This is a genomic window from Eikenella sp. HMSC061C02 (genome assembly GCF_001809035.1).
GTDB classification, from domain to species: Bacteria; Pseudomonadota; Gammaproteobacteria; order Burkholderiales; family Neisseriaceae; genus Eikenella; species Eikenella corrodens.
Genome location: NZ_KV795579.1, coordinates 1 through 13,346, shown reverse-complemented (window position 1 = coordinate 13,346; position 13,346 = coordinate 1). Strand labels below are relative to the sequence as shown.

Genomic DNA, 13,346 nt, shown 5'->3' with positions numbered 1-13,346 from the left:
GGATAGTCTAACCTAGTTATCTAGGACAGCCCCAAGGATTTTCAGGTAGCCTTTAATTTGGCACTAAACCGTGGGTCGGATACTGGTATCCGACAAAACGTTATGCTGGAAATATCGGATTCGAGAGTCCGACCTACGGCTTTCGAAACAGCACGGGCTAACTGCCATGCCGATTGCTCAAGCCACTACGTATCGATCTACGTTGTGCATTGTTGATCGACTATAAAAAGGCTACCTGAAACTTTAGCTTCGCAGAAATCCGCTTCGCTCATTTTCAGGTAGCCTTCCGTTATGCTTCAACGTTACCGGCGTAACACTTCGGGTTTACCAGTAACCCATCACTTTCCACCAAACGCCGCCGATAATCACGAAGACGGCGAGGTTGACCACGCTCATGATGAAGCCTGCTTTCCACCATTCGCCCAAGGTGGTGTAGCCGGAACCGAAAATCACGGGCGAAGTGCCGGTGGCGTAGTGGGTAAGGGTCATCATGATGCTGGAAGAGGAGGCCAGCAGCAGGGCGTAGAGCATGGGGGGCGCACCCAGAGCCAGGCCGGCGGCATAGAAGGCGCTGAGCATGGCGGTGATGTGGGCGGTGGTGCTGGCGAAGATGTAGTGAGCATACATGTAGGCCAGAAGCAGCAGGGTTACCGCGCCAACCCAGCCCATGCCCATGCCGCCGATGCCGCTTTCCAAGAGTTTGGAGAGCCAGGCAATCAGACCGAGTTTGTTGAGGAAGGTTGCCATCATCACCAGGGCGGAGAACCAGGTAACGGTGTCCCACGCGCCTTTTTCAGTCAGGACATCCTGCCAAGTGAGCACGCCGCTGAGCAGCAGCAGGGAGAGGCCGAGGAAGGCGGTAGTGGTGGGGTTGACGGCGTAGGCTTTGCCGAAAATCATGGCCGGAATGCCTGCCCACAGCAGCAGCAGGATGGCAAAAATCGCCAGCATGATTTTCTCGCCGCGGTTCATCGGGCCCAGTTCTTGCAGCTTGTCTTTGGCAAACTGAGAAGCGTTCGGGGTTTCTTTGATTTCGGGCGGGAAGAATAGATACAGCACCAGCGGCATCAGGAACATGGCTGCCAAACCGGGCACAAGCATAGCAACAGCCCAAGTGCCCCAGCTCAGATGGATATCGGAGTTGGTGGCTTTGGCAATCAGATCCACGATCAGCGGGTTGGGCGCGGTGGCAGTGATGAACATGGCAGAGGTAATCGGGTTGCTGTGGTAGTTTACCAAGGCCAGGTATTTGCCGATGCGGCTTTGCGTGCCTTTTTCCGGGTCGGAATCGAAGCTGCCCGCAATGGATTTCATAATCGGGTGGATGATGCCGCCGCCGCGCGCAGTATTACTGGGCGTTACCGGAGCAAGAATCAGCTCGGAAATGGCCAGGCTGTAGCCGATGCCCAGGGTTTTCTTGCCGAACAAGGAGATAAAGTAGTAGCCGATACGCGAGCCCAGCCCGGTTTTCAGGATGCCGCGCGAAATCATGATGGAAATACCGATGAGCCAAATCAGCGGGTCGCCGAAGGAGCTCAGCGCGTCTTTAATGGCCACGGTGGCCGGATTTTTGATCGGGTTGCCTTCGGGATCAAGCTCGGGCACGGTTACCTTGGTAATGGCCACCAGCATAATGGCGAGAATCGACAGCGCGCCGATGGGCATGGCTTTGCCGATAATGGCGGCAATCACGCCCACAAACAGCGCCAACAGATGCCAGGCATTGGGGGTAACGCCCTGCGGCACGGGAATGACAAACCAAATCAACAGCGTCAGCGCAACGGCCACCGCCATTGGTATGGGTTTAAACCCGAGTTTGTTGTCCATTTCCTACTCCTTAATTCAAATTGATGAAAGTACTGCAACCAATGAATTGTCTAGCGCATTTTAGCAGTTTTTTACGTAAATAGAAGGAATTTACTTTGCTAAAATTTATCGTGAATACAATGAATTGTTGAAATGATATGAATGCGGAGGCATCGAGGCGGCGCAAAATGGCAAAGGCTACCTGAAAATCGGTGGGGATTTTCAGGTAGCCTTGATTCGGGGGTTGGCTGTTATAGCTGCTCTTTTTTCACGGCAGCCAGGGCGCGGGCGAGGTTGTAGGCCAGTACGTCGTCCACTAGGCGGGGCACTTCATCTAGGAAAGCCTGCTGCATATTCTGCACCATCAGCGCGGTTTGCCGCTGAAGCGCGGTTTTCACCATGCCGGATACGGCATCGGCCAGATGCGGGCGCAGTTTTTCGGCCAGGCGTTCGAGCAGGACTTGCTCGCTTAGGCAGAGTATTTTGTGTTGCAGATTGCCGGGCAGGGCATAGGCATTGAGCAACACCACTTTTTCGGCAGCGGCGGCTAGCGCAGCGTTGCCGGGCTCGGCTTGGGCATCGTATTCGGGCTGTGCGGCCGCCTCGGCGGCGGCTTCGATTTGTTCGGCTATGTCTTGATCGGGCGTTACCGTGGGTTGTGCGCCGCCCAGCCATACGGTGGCCTGCTCGACCACGGGCTCGTCATGGCCGACGCGCAGGGAGTTTTGGGCGGCCAGCCAGTCTTCTTGAAACAGGATTTGCGGATTATTCAGCTCGGCTTCGGAGCTGGCGGTTTGCAGGTTGTGCTGTTGCTGCCAATGTTGGAGATAGGCTTGATAGGCCTGTTTTTGTTCGTCCAGATTCAGGCGGCGGTGGCGGCTGCCGCTGAGTGCGCTGGGGCGCGTGCCGGTGCTGGCGGTTTGTGCGGCAGGTTCGACCACGGCCACAGACGCGAGGGTGTGAAGCGGTGCGGTGCGGGGTTCGGCAGTAGGGGCGGCGGCCGGGGCAGGCGTTGGGTTGGCCTCGGCCACCAAGGTGTCGTATAGGAAGGCGGCCGAAGGGTGGCGGTTGGATTGGGCGGCAGGCGGTTGTTGTGCCTGTTTGGCCAGATGGCGGCGTTTTTGTTGCAGGCGTTCCAGGCCTTTTTCCCAATCTTCGGTGTCTGATGCGGTGGATTGCGGGGAGGAGGTGTCGTCGTTGAGGGTGAAAACCAGGTTATCTTGCGCTTGGGTCATGATGGTTTTTCCGAGGAGAGGTTTGCTTGGTATAGTGAATTTAACTTAAACCAGTACAGCGTTGCCTCGCCTTGCCGTACTATTTGTACTGTCTGCGGCTCGGCCGCCTTGTCCTGATTTTTGTTAATCCACTATATTGACTGTTTCAGGTAGCCTTTCATTGCTCGCCGTGAGGCTACCTGAAAACGTAACAGACGATATTATTTCATAGAACATCACAAATCAAGCATTTATAATGCTTTCTGTTATATTTCCGTTCCGCAATCGTTGTGTTTGAAGCTGATTTTTATCCAACAAAATCAAAGGCTGGAAATTTTTTGCGGAACGGATTTCCTACCTTGGCCATGCCTTAATCAGCCCGTCATGCCGGGCGGCGCAGTCGTTATACAGATGCACCACCTCCAGCGCCCACGGCAGCATCACCTTGCCCGTTGTGCCAGATAATTCAGGCAGCCTTGGGCATGGGGTAGCCAAATCAGCCGGCAGTTCAACGGCGTTCGGCAATGGCGGCGTTGAGGACTGACACCCCGCTTGCATCAGTGCAATCGTCAATATACACAGGCCGCTCGATAATTTTTTGTACCACTTCACGCTGCACTCTCACTTTCTCGTCCCGTTCGGACTTCCCTTGTTGATATTCCACGCTGGCCGCACGGGCGGCTTTTTGCTGCTGCTGATGCTGCTCTAGCATCTTGGCGGTAATATCAGCCGTGGCCGCATCGTAGCCCGCCTGATAGCGTTGCCTGCCATACCAATATTCCCCGCCCACCACCGCCGCCAACAGCGCGGCAATGGCAAGCGGTTTCCAATATTTCAATAGCTCACTCATAGCGTCTCAACATTTCCTGATAGTTTTTTATCTCACGCTCCGCAAATTCAAACGCTGGCAAATCTGCATTGTTGCTGGCTTCTTTGGATTTAGCCTGCCATTCGGCAATCCTATCCATCAGCCATTCTCTAGGGCTTTGCATGATTAGCCCTTACGGATGCAGCCCAAACAGATACTGCGTTTTGCCGCCGTTGCCGCGCTTGGTGGCGGTTAGGATTTGATTGCGCTCAGCTGAATTGTGGCGGCAGCCGAAATGCACCCAGCCGCTTTCGCCGCGTTCCGGGAATTCGTAAATCAGCTGGTCAAATGTGATTTCCCCGGCATCGCGCATTTGGATAATATCGCGTGCCAGTTGCAGATTACTGATACCGGCCGCATCAATATCAGCCGCCGAGCCGAAGCGGTGCGCTGAAGTTTTCGAGCCGCCCACCGCGCCGTTTACCGCTGCGCTGCGGAAGCAGGATAAAACGTGGATGCTCACTTCGCGCCCGTACTTCTTGCCCAGCCATGCGCGGATTTTCTCCAAGCGTTCGGCAGTCTTTTTGATGTTCCCCAGCTCCTGCTCGTTCGGCTTGTTCTCCAGCCCGAGCCGCCTGCCGGTGGCGCTGTTGGTCAGTTCTCGATAGGTAAAGTGTTCTGTGATTTTGGTTTCCGGTGTCATCTCGTTTCCCTTCTCTCTTTCAGGTAGCCTTTGCCTTTGCGCTGCAATATCCCCGCCAGCAAGTGAATGCGGCGCGAACGCATCACGAAGTAAGATGCAGCTGCTACGTTGAACATGATTTCCGTCCAATGGTGTTGCCGCCAAAGCGCATCACGGGCAGCAAGAGTTTGCCGCCGCCGGCCATAAAAATACCTCCGCTTAATAACGGAGGTATTGTGGCAAACTTCTAATCGGTTACGTTTATTGGCCGAACAGCATCCGGTTGAGTTGGCCGGCGCTGGTATCGTCAATCATATTCTTGCTGATGCCCAATACAATCTGCTGCTCTATCTGCTCCGGTGTCATATTGGGCGTTCCCCAACAACCGACCACGAAAGGTAAAATCATGGCTCGCCTTACTCATTTAGAATCTCTCCAGCTCGCCGCGACTTTGCTGTCCGGCAGGGAATTTCATGAAACACTAAATAAACAGGTTGAATATCTGTTCAACGTAGCCGAAAAAATCCTAGAAGAAGACGACAGACGTAATCCGCCAGGATCTGTCGGGATTAGGACGTTTGATCTATAGTTGGCAGTGCATTAATCCGGCGCAGCTCGTTCTCAAGTTCTTTAACGGTTGCGCCGAGACAACCGGGGCAAGTGTCCATTTTCCAAGCAAGTTCCCGAGCCACAAATTTCAGCGTCTCCTTGTCTTCTTTGGATAATCCGGCAGCATCTTGGATATCCGCTTTCGCTCTCAACACAACTTTAAGTTCCAGGTTTTCTTTCATCTTCTTTCCTTTCTCAAAAATATTTGCGCCCCTATTCAGCCAACTTTCTGCCGTCATGGCGTGCCACAGGGAATGCCCGGATTTCCTCGGCAAACAATTTGCCGTTTTTTTGATATACAAAAATATTCCTTCCAGAACTAATCGCTTTACTAACAGCACCTTGGGAAATTTTTAAATCTTTAGCCGTACGGTGCTGTCCGTTTTTTCTCGCATATTCAAGCAACGGGACTTTTTCCATAAAACACTCCAGTTCAAAACCATAGCTAAATATAACCGCAGGTTATTGTAATGTCAATACCTGCGGTTGTTTGATTTTGATTACTGTTGGTAATAATATGTTTCCCAACCAAGGAGGCAATATGGCTGTAAAGAAACGCGTGCTAACGCAAGAAGAGCAGTTTGAATGTGCTGAATTAAAAAGTATTTTTCAGAAAAAAAAGGGGGAATTGGGGTTATCTCAGGCAGCGGTAGCCGATGCGCTCGGCATTTCGCAAAGCGCGGTCAATCACTATCTGAATGGCAAAAATGCACTCAACGCCTCCGCTGCCAGCAGGTTTGCCCAGTTGCTGCAAGTTCCTGTTTCCGATTTCAGCCATCGTTTAGCTAAAGAAATTAATATGATGTCTATCGGCATTGATGTAGAGAAGCTGAAAGCGATGGGAGAGGATGCGCTAGCAGAAACCACCACCCTGCAACTGATGGATGTTGCCGGCTCTTGCGGGCAAGGGGTAGTCAATCCTGAATACCCATCCCTGCTCCGCTCTATTGAAATTCCCGATGCCGCCCTGTTGCAATTATTGGGAACAACCAACCTGAATAACGTGGAGCTGGTTTCTCCGGATGGCGACAGTATGGAGCCCACCATTCCGCGCAAAAGTATCATTTTGGCAAAAACCAATACCAACGTATTCGACGGTAGCGGTATTTATTTCTTCACCCTAGACGGGTACAGCTATATCAAAAGATTGGCACGTGGAAAACACGGCGTGATTAAAGCTACTTCCGACAACCCAGCCTACTCGGGAACAAACTTTGAGATTTCCCCGGAAGAATTCGACCAGCTCACTATCCATGCCAAACTTTGGAAAGTGCTGCCGTTGGAGTTTTTGGATATTTAGAACAGAGAGATAAACAATGAGCAAACCTGAATCGAACAGACAAAAAAATCTACTATATGCTGCTTGTGCCCTCATCTTAATATTGTTGTTGGTTATCTTTTTCTTGGTCGGCAATAACCGGCAGCCTACCAATACTATCAAACCAACCGCCGAAAATCGCCTACCTGCTATTGCTTCGTCGGAAACAGATCAGGACAGTAAATCAAACTCTGAGCGAGTTCAGCAGTTTATGAATGGGTTAAAGACACAGGATGCACAAGCCGTTTTTGCTTACTTGCAGCAAAATAAAGAATTAGAAGCCACTTGGACGGCAGCAAGCAAAGAAACAGTTACAGTATCCGCATTTAAATATCCTCAGATTCCCAATGGATTTGTTATTGAGACCAACTTTCACGCCATAAGCGAAAATGGAAGGGAAACTGTTTATAACGTATTGATGGCAGATGAAAACACAGATGGTGTGATTGACCGAATCATCTACACAAATGTGCAGAACCGTAGTGATGAGCATGTTTATCACAACCCGACTGATGAGACCTCCGTCATGCTATGGGAAGTAGCATTGAGAGAGCTGGCTAGAGCATCCCGTTTGCCCCATTAATCCACGAGAGATAACCAACGATGAAAACCATCTACATAGCCCAAGCCTTTTCCTACGAGGTCAAAAAAGGCAAGACCACCACCAAACTGCTCAACGAGCAGCCGATACAGTACGCATCAGCAGACCAGGCAATCAGCCGGGCAAGAAGGATGGCGGAGACTAAGGCCGGAGCGATTGCGATAGCCCAGCAGTTTGACGAGGCTACGGGCGAAGCAGGAGATTATGAGGTGTTGTGGCAGGGCGGGACGTTGCCGCAGGGGTTGATTGAGGATTAGTGCTTCAGTAAGGTAAATGTAATTGCACTATATAACTAAAAAGATATAATATGCCGCTAAAACTTTTTATCCATGACCATGCAGAGCAGGATTTAAACCGCCTGTCCCAGCATGATGAAGATGGCGTTGCCTATCTTGACCATGTGATTGCATTGATAGAAGAAGAGCCTGATTTATTTGACAATCTGGCAGATGAAAAGTTTTATCGAGACTACGACCCGCCCATTGGCTTGCTGGGGATAACAGTAAAAAGAATAGGGGTATTATGGGAGCAGCAGATAAGGGTTATGCGCATCCGGCTGGATGATGAGACCGTGATACCTTACAGAATCCTCTATTGTGTGCGGCATGAGCGACAACCGAACGGCGCTTTAAGTAGGCACCTACATATTTTAGCGGTTGCCCACAAATCTCTTGATTGTTTTGACTATCAGCCGAATCATAAGTTGATGTGTAGGGTAAGGAATGATTATGCAAACATCTACTAAATTATGGTATCAATGCGGCGTGTTAATCGTCGCTGCAGTAGCTGCACCGATGGCGGAGGCTACGCCTAGGGCATCCTCTGCCATGCCAACCGCCTGCTATATCAACGGCCGCCCCGTCTCTGCTTGCGTGTCAGCCGGTAAGTATCTGAACCGCGTTCGCAGCAATCCGCGCAGGAGGGCGGCAATGGATAGAGTGGCCGGCAGAATAGCCGACCGTTTAGCGCAGGATATAGGCGGCGAAACCATTGTCAGCCTCCGCTTGAGAAAAGGGTTCACTCAAAGCGAGCTGGCAAAGGCAGCCGGGGTTCAGCAATCCTATCTTTCACGCATTGAGCATAACCAATATTCTCTGCATACTGACACCCTGTCTAAATTGGCTGCTGTTTTGGAAGTGAGCGTAGACGAAGTCAGAAATGCCTTTAACCGCCAATGGGAATACTTGGAGAAAAAAGCATGACCACTGCCACCTTAGCCGTCCAATACTGCGACGAAATCATCCGCCATGCCGGTGAATTGAAATATTCCCTCATCGGCGTGCGTCCCGGTTTTTACCTTATTCCAGAGAAAACGGCTGTTATCCCGCAGTTGTGCCTCTGCATCACTTATCACATCCCAATAACTTGCCAAGGTTTTGTGCCGGGAGCCCGGATTCATATTGATATTCTGCGCAATAAAACAGAGGTAACGTTGACATTGGATATGGTTCCTGAAGCTTCTGAGAATACAGAGGGGCACGATTCTTTGAATGGGGTTTTAATGCAAACCATGCTAAATTTCCCTGTGTCTAATCAAGACCTTATTCATACAAGATTAAGAGTTGGCGATAATGTTCTCATTGAGAGCAATCAGCCTCTTAAAATAATGGATATGCAAAGTTTCGCAGACGAATCCCCTACTTTAAAACCTACCAGCTTCTAACATTCCACCAGCCCGCCCCGCGCGGGCTTTTCTTTTGCCCGTCAAATCGCATCCAACTGTAAACCAGTAGCTGACTGTGGCCGCCATGCGCGGCTTTTTTTATTGGTTGAAATCTTGAGTTTTGCCGACTTTCGCCGAGGTTGTCTTAATTTTTTATTCTACTAATCAGATAGATGTAAAAATTACCGCTAATTATATTACTTGCGGTATTGACTAGTTATATAACCGCTAGTAATATGTGCCCCAACAAAGCAACACCGCTTACCGCCACCCTCAAGAAGCAGCAGTCAGGCCGGAGGGGAACTTGGGCAAAAGACAGACAGGCCAGGAAGCCGCCGCCCCTATCAACGGTAAACGAATTTTTAACAGAGCCTCTTCATGGAGGAGGCTTGATTAAAAGTTTGTAGATTACCTAGTGCGCCGCCTTGAGTTCCCATGCCGAGGGGAACCTTGCAGCAATTCGCGTGTTCATGCGCTCGAGTAAGCATGCACACCTTTGCGGGGCGCAGCCCATACCGCAGCGCGCAAAAAAGGCTGTCCTGATAAAACGCAGTACAGGGTGGCGCACTAGGTAATTTAACCAAGGAAGAGAGCAATCATGTTACACATCGATAGACACCACGACAGCCAACTAGCCGCCCACTTAAGCAGCCTAGACTATGACAGTTATGTGTCCGACACGGCGGACGAAATCATAGCCGACAGCATCTTGGATGACATCATGCACCGCATCAGCCTGCAAGCTCAGGACGAAATACGCAGAATCGTTTTAGAGATGGCTGAAAAACGCATCCAAAAAGAGCGCGAAGATGTAGAGAAAGAAAGAGAGCAAGACGAACGCGAATACCGCGAAGAGTGCCTCAACGAAGCATACTGGAACAGCTTCTAACGCAAGGGAGAACATTATGCAAAGCAATATAGATTGGAAGTGCAGCCGCGCCATTAAGGTGCTACAGCGCGGCATCAACCTTATCCAAGGCACAACGCTGGATGAAATCCTAGACGAGCTAAGCCAAGAGATGCAGGATGCAATCATCAAACACATGATGGATAAAGCCGACAGCATCATCCGCGAAGAAGAGGAAGAGCGCGAAGAAGAGCGGCGCGAACAAGAACAGCAGTTCATCGGCTTAGCAGCCAACCAATAGCCACAGCCAGCCGGTGGGCTGGCTATCTGAAATCAGAAAGGAAACATCATGAGAATCAACAAACTCAAAAAAGCATGGACGATTATGCAAGTGCTGGGAGTGTTTGATGAGCACAAACAAGACTACATCGACCAGCACGACTACTACAGGGCTGGAGATTTCGAGCATGTTCGCAACCATATCGGCGACCAATTCAGCATTGCGGTGAGAGCCGGCGAAGATGCAGATAAATGCCTAAACCAAGCCAAGCAGCGCGTAGTGAGCGCGCTAGGTGGCACGCATAAACAGTACATGACATTTGCTTGATTGGCGACAGACCCCCAGCCGGCGGTGGGGCAAAACACCGGCAGCAGGCGGCGGCTGAACTCCTACACGGGGAATCCCACCTCTAACTACCGCTCACCTGCAATCCACAGCACAGAGGCATGGCCGCCCTGTGTGCCGCCCATCTTAGGATGGGGAACGCCCGTGCCAGGCCTATTTCCTGCCTGATAGGAAGCACGTTAAACAGACTAGGAGGGGCAGGAGGGTTTAGCGGTTTGGGTGAGACAAAACCGCCGAGCGGGTGCGAAGCCCGCACCAATAAACAAAAGTCGAGATTTTTTACACATCCCGGCAGACATAGCAAAAAACAGCAGATTTTTTTACAGATTGGATTAAAAAATGAAAACCCGCATCGCCGCTTGGATAGCGGCTATTTTTATGGGCGCGGCCTTTACCGCCATGCCTACCCTAGACAGCCAAGACCAGTATTTACAGACAACCCAAACAGAGACCGCCGCCGAGCGGGTAGCCAAGCTAGACCAGCAAGCCTCACAAGAGGCCGCCGAACTGGCGCGGCAATATCAAGAGATGGACGACCGCGAAATCATGCGCGGCGTGGTGTATGAGCCGGCAGAGTAGGAGGCATCCATGATTTTCGAACGTGAAGTTTATGCCAACGTAGAAGTCGAGATTGAACTGGAAGAGGTACTCGAAAGGCTCAACAAGGATGGTATAGGCCAAGTCGAGCAATGGCTGAAAGAGCAGAAAGGCCAAGAATTAATGGCTGCCGACACTATCAGACTTTGCGACCTTGCCCAAATAGAAACGCAGAATATGCCGCTTCCATATTATTTGAGAGAGTTATTAAGTATGACATTTGGAAGAGACTTTGGAGTGCAACAATGAGCAAACCCCAATCCATGCTAGAAAAAACCTACCCAATAGAAGCCAACGCCATATTAGGTATGGCATCGGGTATCGCAGCATCAGCCCTGCATCATTACCAGCTCAACCCGAAGAGCGAAGAGAGCAAGCTGTTTGCAGAAACAGCCATCCCCGCCGTTCGGCACACCATCATGCCGATTGTAGAAGATGCCTACCGGATTGCCGCAGACCAAGACGACAGCCAAGACGATTTCCTGCTGGCAGTACACAAAACTGTCTTACTGATAGAACAGGCCATCGACAGAGCCGTAGAACTTAGCTTGGCCGAAGAAACGCCAACGCCGACCATCCAATAACCACCGGAGCAAATCATGACCGCAAACACCCAACTAACCCCCGCCCAAAAGGCACACCGCCTGAAAGACTTTTTCCAAGCCCCAGCCGTGCAGGCCAAGATGCGCGAACTGCTGGACAAAAACGCCGCCAGCTTCGCCACCAGCGCCATGCAGATAGCCAACAGCAATCCCATGCTGCTAGATGCCGAGCCGATGAGCATTTTCAACGCCGCCGTGATGGCCGCCACCCTGAACCTGCCCATCAACAACAACCTAGGCTTTGCCTATATCGTTCCCTACCGCAACAAAGGGCGCGTGGAAGCCCAGTTCCAGCTTGGCTACAAAGGCTTTATCCAGCTAGCCCAACGCAGCGGCCAGTTCGAGCGCCTGGTATCCCTGCCCGTGTATGAAGCCCAGCTGATAGAGGAAGACCCCATCAACGGCTTCAAATTCGATTGGAAACAAAAGCCGGCAGAAAACGAGCAGCCCATCGGTTACTACGCCTATTTCAAACTCATCAACGGCTTTACCGCCGAACTATACATGACCCGCGAACAGGTGGCCGCCCATGCCGGCAGATACAGCCAGTCTTTCAAAAAAGGCTACGGCGTATGGGCGGACAACTTCGAAGCGATGGCGCTCAAAACAGTAACCAAACTGCTGCTGTCCAAACAAGCCCCGCTGTCCATCGATATGCAGAAGGCCGTACTGTCCGACCAGAGCGTGATTAAAGACGTGACTGGCGAGCAGTTCGACTATATCGACAACCAGCCAGCCGACCCCGTGATGCTGCTGCCGGTGGATGATGCCTTGTTTGCCACCCTGAAAGAAAACATCAGCACCGGCGAAATCAGCGTGGAGAGCGTGCTGAACGGCAACTACGACCTGACCCCCGAACAGAGGGCAGAGATTGAGAGCTTGTGATGCTTATCCGCTGTTCCGCCATCCACAAAATCATCGGCCTGCCGCGCAGTAAAAACGACAGGCTGACCCAGACCGCCAAAAGCCACCTTATCGAGCAGGCAAAGCAGGAGCTATTCGGCGTGGCAGCCTTTGATGGCAGCAAGGAAACCGAGAAGGGCAACGTATTGGAGCCGTTCGCCATCCAAGGCAGCGGCCTGATACGCGGCAGGCAATACGCTAAAAATACCGAGCGGCGAGAAAACGGCTGCATCAGCGGCGAATGCGACATTCACGACCCCAAGCACCGCCTCATCATTGACACCAAATGCAGCTGGGATATTAAGACCCACCCGTTCTTCCGCGAAGAAGCCGAACGCAAAGTCAAGGAAGCAGGCTACGACTGGCAGATGCAAGGCTATATGTGGCTGTTCGACTGCGAACAGGCGGAAATTGATTTTTGGCTGTTCCCCTGCCCGGAAGACCTTATCGGCCAATACGGCGACCCCGAAAAACTGATTGATGCTATCGAGCGCATCCCGCTTCGCAGGCGTGTTACCACCGTAACCGTCAAGCGAGACCCTGAAGCCATCGAGCGCATTCAAGAGCGTGTGGACGTTTGCCAAGAATACTACCAACAACTCATGCAGGAGCAATCCCAATGCTGAACAAAGTAATCCTGATAGGCCGCCTAGGCCGCGACCCTGAATGTAGATACCTACCCAACGGCGAGGCCGTGTGCAACTTTTCTATCGCCACAGATGAAAGCTGGAAAGACAAAAACGGCCAGCGGCAAACGAGAACGGAATGGCATGCGATAACCCTATACCGCAAGCTGGCCGAAATCGCCGCGCAATACCTGAAGAAAGGCAGCCAAGTGTATATCGAAGGCCGTATCCAATCCCGCAAATACACCGGCAAAGACGGCATCGAGCGCACCGCGTTCGACATCATCGCCAGCGAAATGAAGATGCTGGATAGCAAATCCAGCGGCGGGGCAGAGCAGTACACACCAACACCGCAGCCAACGCCCCAGCCAGTAAAACGGCAAGCATCGCCGCAAGCTGTGCCGCAAGATGAACCGCAAAAACATAAGCCGGACAAGCCCAGGTG

General features: G+C 51.6%; 23 protein-coding genes. 15 read left to right on the top strand and 8 right to left on the bottom strand.

Annotation, left to right across the window (positions count from 1 at the left end):
* Positions 1-324: 324 nt before the first annotated feature.
* The 8 genes from HMPREF2541_RS11425 to HMPREF2541_RS11745 all read right to left on the bottom strand — a co-directional run bounded on the left by HMPREF2541_RS11425 (position 325) and on the right by HMPREF2541_RS11745 (position 5,539).
* Positions 325-1,827, bottom strand: coding sequence for a DASS family sodium-coupled anion symporter (locus HMPREF2541_RS11425; RefSeq protein WP_070543679.1), 1,503 nt, complete (start codon positions 1,825-1,827; stop codon positions 325-327).
* Between the two features lie 230 nt (positions 1,828-2,057).
* Positions 2,058-3,041, bottom strand: a complete 984-nt coding sequence (locus HMPREF2541_RS11760; RefSeq protein WP_083296832.1) for a hypothetical protein — start codon at positions 3,039-3,041, stop codon at positions 2,058-2,060.
* 487 nt (positions 3,042-3,528) lie between these two features.
* Positions 3,529-3,870: a hypothetical protein gene (locus HMPREF2541_RS11415; protein WP_070543677.1), complete on the bottom strand. Its 342-nt coding sequence runs from the start codon at positions 3,868-3,870 to the stop codon at positions 3,529-3,531.
* The gene (locus tag HMPREF2541_RS12305; RefSeq protein WP_168161118.1) at positions 3,863-4,012 is read right to left on the bottom strand and encodes a hypothetical protein; all 150 of its coding nucleotides are present in this window, start codon (positions 4,010-4,012) and stop codon (positions 3,863-3,865) included. The genes HMPREF2541_RS11415 and HMPREF2541_RS12305 overlap by 8 nt, the downstream gene beginning before the upstream one ends.
* Before the next feature lie 9 nt (positions 4,013-4,021).
* A complete protein-coding gene (locus HMPREF2541_RS11410; protein ID WP_070543676.1) occupies positions 4,022-4,531 on the bottom strand; it encodes a D-Ala-D-Ala carboxypeptidase family metallohydrolase in 510 nt (169 codons plus the stop codon).
* A gap of 240 nt (positions 4,532-4,771) precedes the next feature.
* Positions 4,772-4,918 (bottom strand): hypothetical protein, encoded by a 147-nt coding sequence (locus HMPREF2541_RS12300; protein WP_168161117.1) that lies wholly within the window; start codon positions 4,916-4,918, stop codon positions 4,772-4,774.
* A 161-nt stretch (positions 4,919-5,079) separates the two neighbouring features.
* Entirely contained in the window at positions 5,080-5,301 is a 222-nt protein-coding gene (locus HMPREF2541_RS11400) for a hypothetical protein (RefSeq protein WP_083296829.1), read from the bottom strand.
* Between the two features lie 31 nt (positions 5,302-5,332).
* Positions 5,333-5,539, bottom strand: a complete 207-nt coding sequence (locus HMPREF2541_RS11745; RefSeq protein ID WP_083296828.1) for a Cro/CI family transcriptional regulator — start codon at positions 5,537-5,539, stop codon at positions 5,333-5,335.
* A 97-nt stretch (positions 5,540-5,636) separates the two neighbouring features.
* On the opposite strand from HMPREF2541_RS11745, the gene HMPREF2541_RS11395 reads away from it, so the two are divergent.
* The 15 genes from HMPREF2541_RS11395 to HMPREF2541_RS11325 all read left to right on the top strand — a co-directional run.
* Complete coding sequence (locus tag HMPREF2541_RS11395) at positions 5,637-6,419, top strand: LexA family transcriptional regulator (protein ID WP_246824999.1); 783 nt, start codon at positions 5,637-5,639, stop codon at positions 6,417-6,419.
* Positions 6,420-6,435: 16 nt separating this feature from the next.
* Positions 6,436-7,020: a hypothetical protein gene (locus HMPREF2541_RS11390; RefSeq protein WP_070543669.1), complete on the top strand. Its 585-nt coding sequence runs from the start codon at positions 6,436-6,438 to the stop codon at positions 7,018-7,020.
* 20 nt (positions 7,021-7,040) lie between these two features.
* Positions 7,041-7,295 (top strand): hypothetical protein, encoded by a 255-nt coding sequence (locus HMPREF2541_RS11385; RefSeq protein ID WP_070543668.1) that lies wholly within the window; start codon positions 7,041-7,043, stop codon positions 7,293-7,295.
* Between the two features lie 50 nt (positions 7,296-7,345).
* Positions 7,346-7,783 (top strand): hypothetical protein, encoded by a 438-nt coding sequence (locus HMPREF2541_RS11380; RefSeq protein ID WP_070543666.1) that lies wholly within the window; start codon positions 7,346-7,348, stop codon positions 7,781-7,783.
* Positions 7,761-8,240, top strand: a complete 480-nt coding sequence (locus HMPREF2541_RS12510; RefSeq protein ID WP_246824998.1) for a helix-turn-helix domain-containing protein — start codon at positions 7,761-7,763, stop codon at positions 8,238-8,240. Before HMPREF2541_RS11380 ends, HMPREF2541_RS12510 begins: the two co-directional genes overlap by 23 nt.
* Complete coding sequence (locus HMPREF2541_RS11370) at positions 8,237-8,701, top strand: hypothetical protein (protein ID WP_070543664.1); 465 nt, start codon at positions 8,237-8,239, stop codon at positions 8,699-8,701. Before HMPREF2541_RS12510 ends, HMPREF2541_RS11370 begins: the two co-directional genes overlap by 4 nt.
* 598 nt (positions 8,702-9,299) lie before the next feature.
* Positions 9,300-9,590, top strand: coding sequence for a hypothetical protein (locus tag HMPREF2541_RS11365; RefSeq protein ID WP_070543663.1), 291 nt, complete (start codon positions 9,300-9,302; stop codon positions 9,588-9,590).
* Positions 9,591-9,606: 16 nt separating this feature from the next.
* Positions 9,607-9,849, top strand: a complete 243-nt coding sequence (locus HMPREF2541_RS11360; protein WP_070543661.1) for a hypothetical protein — start codon at positions 9,607-9,609, stop codon at positions 9,847-9,849.
* A 48-nt stretch (positions 9,850-9,897) separates the two neighbouring features.
* Positions 9,898-10,155, top strand: coding sequence for a hypothetical protein (locus HMPREF2541_RS11355; protein WP_070543659.1), 258 nt, complete (start codon positions 9,898-9,900; stop codon positions 10,153-10,155).
* Between the two features lie 357 nt (positions 10,156-10,512).
* Positions 10,513-10,752 (top strand): hypothetical protein, encoded by a 240-nt coding sequence (locus tag HMPREF2541_RS11350; RefSeq protein WP_070543657.1) that lies wholly within the window; start codon positions 10,513-10,515, stop codon positions 10,750-10,752.
* A 9-nt stretch (positions 10,753-10,761) separates the two neighbouring features.
* Positions 10,762-11,019, top strand: coding sequence for a hypothetical protein (locus HMPREF2541_RS11345; RefSeq protein WP_070543655.1), 258 nt, complete (start codon positions 10,762-10,764; stop codon positions 11,017-11,019).
* On the top strand, positions 11,016-11,354 hold the full coding sequence (locus tag HMPREF2541_RS11340; protein WP_070543652.1) for a hypothetical protein: 339 nt from the start codon (positions 11,016-11,018) through the stop codon (positions 11,352-11,354). Before HMPREF2541_RS11345 ends, HMPREF2541_RS11340 begins: the two co-directional genes overlap by 4 nt.
* Positions 11,355-11,369: 15 nt before the next feature.
* Entirely contained in the window at positions 11,370-12,257 is an 888-nt protein-coding gene (locus HMPREF2541_RS11335) for a recombinase RecT (RefSeq protein ID WP_070543649.1), read from the top strand.
* Positions 12,257-12,901: a translocation protein TolB precursor gene (locus tag HMPREF2541_RS11330; protein WP_070543647.1), complete on the top strand. Its 645-nt coding sequence runs from the start codon at positions 12,257-12,259 to the stop codon at positions 12,899-12,901. The genes HMPREF2541_RS11335 and HMPREF2541_RS11330 overlap by 1 nt, the downstream gene beginning before the upstream one ends.
* Positions 12,895-13,346, top strand: a 452-nt coding sequence (locus HMPREF2541_RS11325) for a single-stranded DNA-binding protein (protein ID WP_141744251.1), incomplete at its 3' end; no start/stop codon positions are given. The genes HMPREF2541_RS11330 and HMPREF2541_RS11325, both read left to right, overlap by 7 nt.

Coding starts and splice junctions, on each gene's coding strand:
- HMPREF2541_RS11360 (WP_070543661.1), top strand. CDS start 9,607: ATGCAAAGCAATATAGATTGGAAGTGCAGCCGCGCCATTAAGGTGCTA.
- HMPREF2541_RS11745 (WP_083296828.1), bottom strand. CDS start 5,539: ATGGAAAAAGTCCCGTTGCTTGAATATGCGAGAAAAAACGGACAGCAC.
- HMPREF2541_RS11380 (WP_070543666.1), top strand. CDS start 7,346: ATGCCGCTAAAACTTTTTATCCATGACCATGCAGAGCAGGATTTAAAC.
- HMPREF2541_RS12510 (WP_246824998.1), top strand. CDS start 7,761: ATGATTATGCAAACATCTACTAAATTATGGTATCAATGCGGCGTGTTA.
- HMPREF2541_RS11335 (WP_070543649.1), top strand. CDS start 11,370: ATGACCGCAAACACCCAACTAACCCCCGCCCAAAAGGCACACCGCCTG.
- HMPREF2541_RS11370 (WP_070543664.1), top strand. CDS start 8,237: ATGACCACTGCCACCTTAGCCGTCCAATACTGCGACGAAATCATCCGC.
- HMPREF2541_RS11365 (WP_070543663.1), top strand. CDS start 9,300: ATGTTACACATCGATAGACACCACGACAGCCAACTAGCCGCCCACTTA.
- HMPREF2541_RS11415 (WP_070543677.1), bottom strand. CDS start 3,870: ATGAGTGAGCTATTGAAATATTGGAAACCGCTTGCCATTGCCGCGCTG.
- HMPREF2541_RS11385 (WP_070543668.1), top strand. CDS start 7,041: ATGAAAACCATCTACATAGCCCAAGCCTTTTCCTACGAGGTCAAAAAA.
- HMPREF2541_RS11425 (WP_070543679.1), bottom strand. CDS start 1,827: ATGGACAACAAACTCGGGTTTAAACCCATACCAATGGCGGTGGCCGTT.
- HMPREF2541_RS12300 (WP_168161117.1), bottom strand. CDS start 4,918: ATGATTTTACCTTTCGTGGTCGGTTGTTGGGGAACGCCCAATATGACA.
- HMPREF2541_RS11395 (WP_246824999.1), top strand. CDS start 5,637: ATGTTTCCCAACCAAGGAGGCAATATGGCTGTAAAGAAACGCGTGCTA.
- HMPREF2541_RS12305 (WP_168161118.1), bottom strand. CDS start 4,012: ATGCAAAGCCCTAGAGAATGGCTGATGGATAGGATTGCCGAATGGCAG.
- HMPREF2541_RS11390 (WP_070543669.1), top strand. CDS start 6,436: ATGAGCAAACCTGAATCGAACAGACAAAAAAATCTACTATATGCTGCT.
- HMPREF2541_RS11410 (WP_070543676.1), bottom strand. CDS start 4,531: ATGACACCGGAAACCAAAATCACAGAACACTTTACCTATCGAGAACTG.
- HMPREF2541_RS11350 (WP_070543657.1), top strand. CDS start 10,513: ATGAAAACCCGCATCGCCGCTTGGATAGCGGCTATTTTTATGGGCGCG.
- HMPREF2541_RS11340 (WP_070543652.1), top strand. CDS start 11,016: ATGAGCAAACCCCAATCCATGCTAGAAAAAACCTACCCAATAGAAGCC.
- HMPREF2541_RS11355 (WP_070543659.1), top strand. CDS start 9,898: ATGAGAATCAACAAACTCAAAAAAGCATGGACGATTATGCAAGTGCTG.
- HMPREF2541_RS11760 (WP_083296832.1), bottom strand. CDS start 3,041: ATGACCCAAGCGCAAGATAACCTGGTTTTCACCCTCAACGACGACACC.
- HMPREF2541_RS11400 (WP_083296829.1), bottom strand. CDS start 5,301: ATGAAAGAAAACCTGGAACTTAAAGTTGTGTTGAGAGCGAAAGCGGAT.
- HMPREF2541_RS11345 (WP_070543655.1), top strand. CDS start 10,762: ATGATTTTCGAACGTGAAGTTTATGCCAACGTAGAAGTCGAGATTGAA.
- HMPREF2541_RS11330 (WP_070543647.1), top strand. CDS start 12,257: ATGCTTATCCGCTGTTCCGCCATCCACAAAATCATCGGCCTGCCGCGC.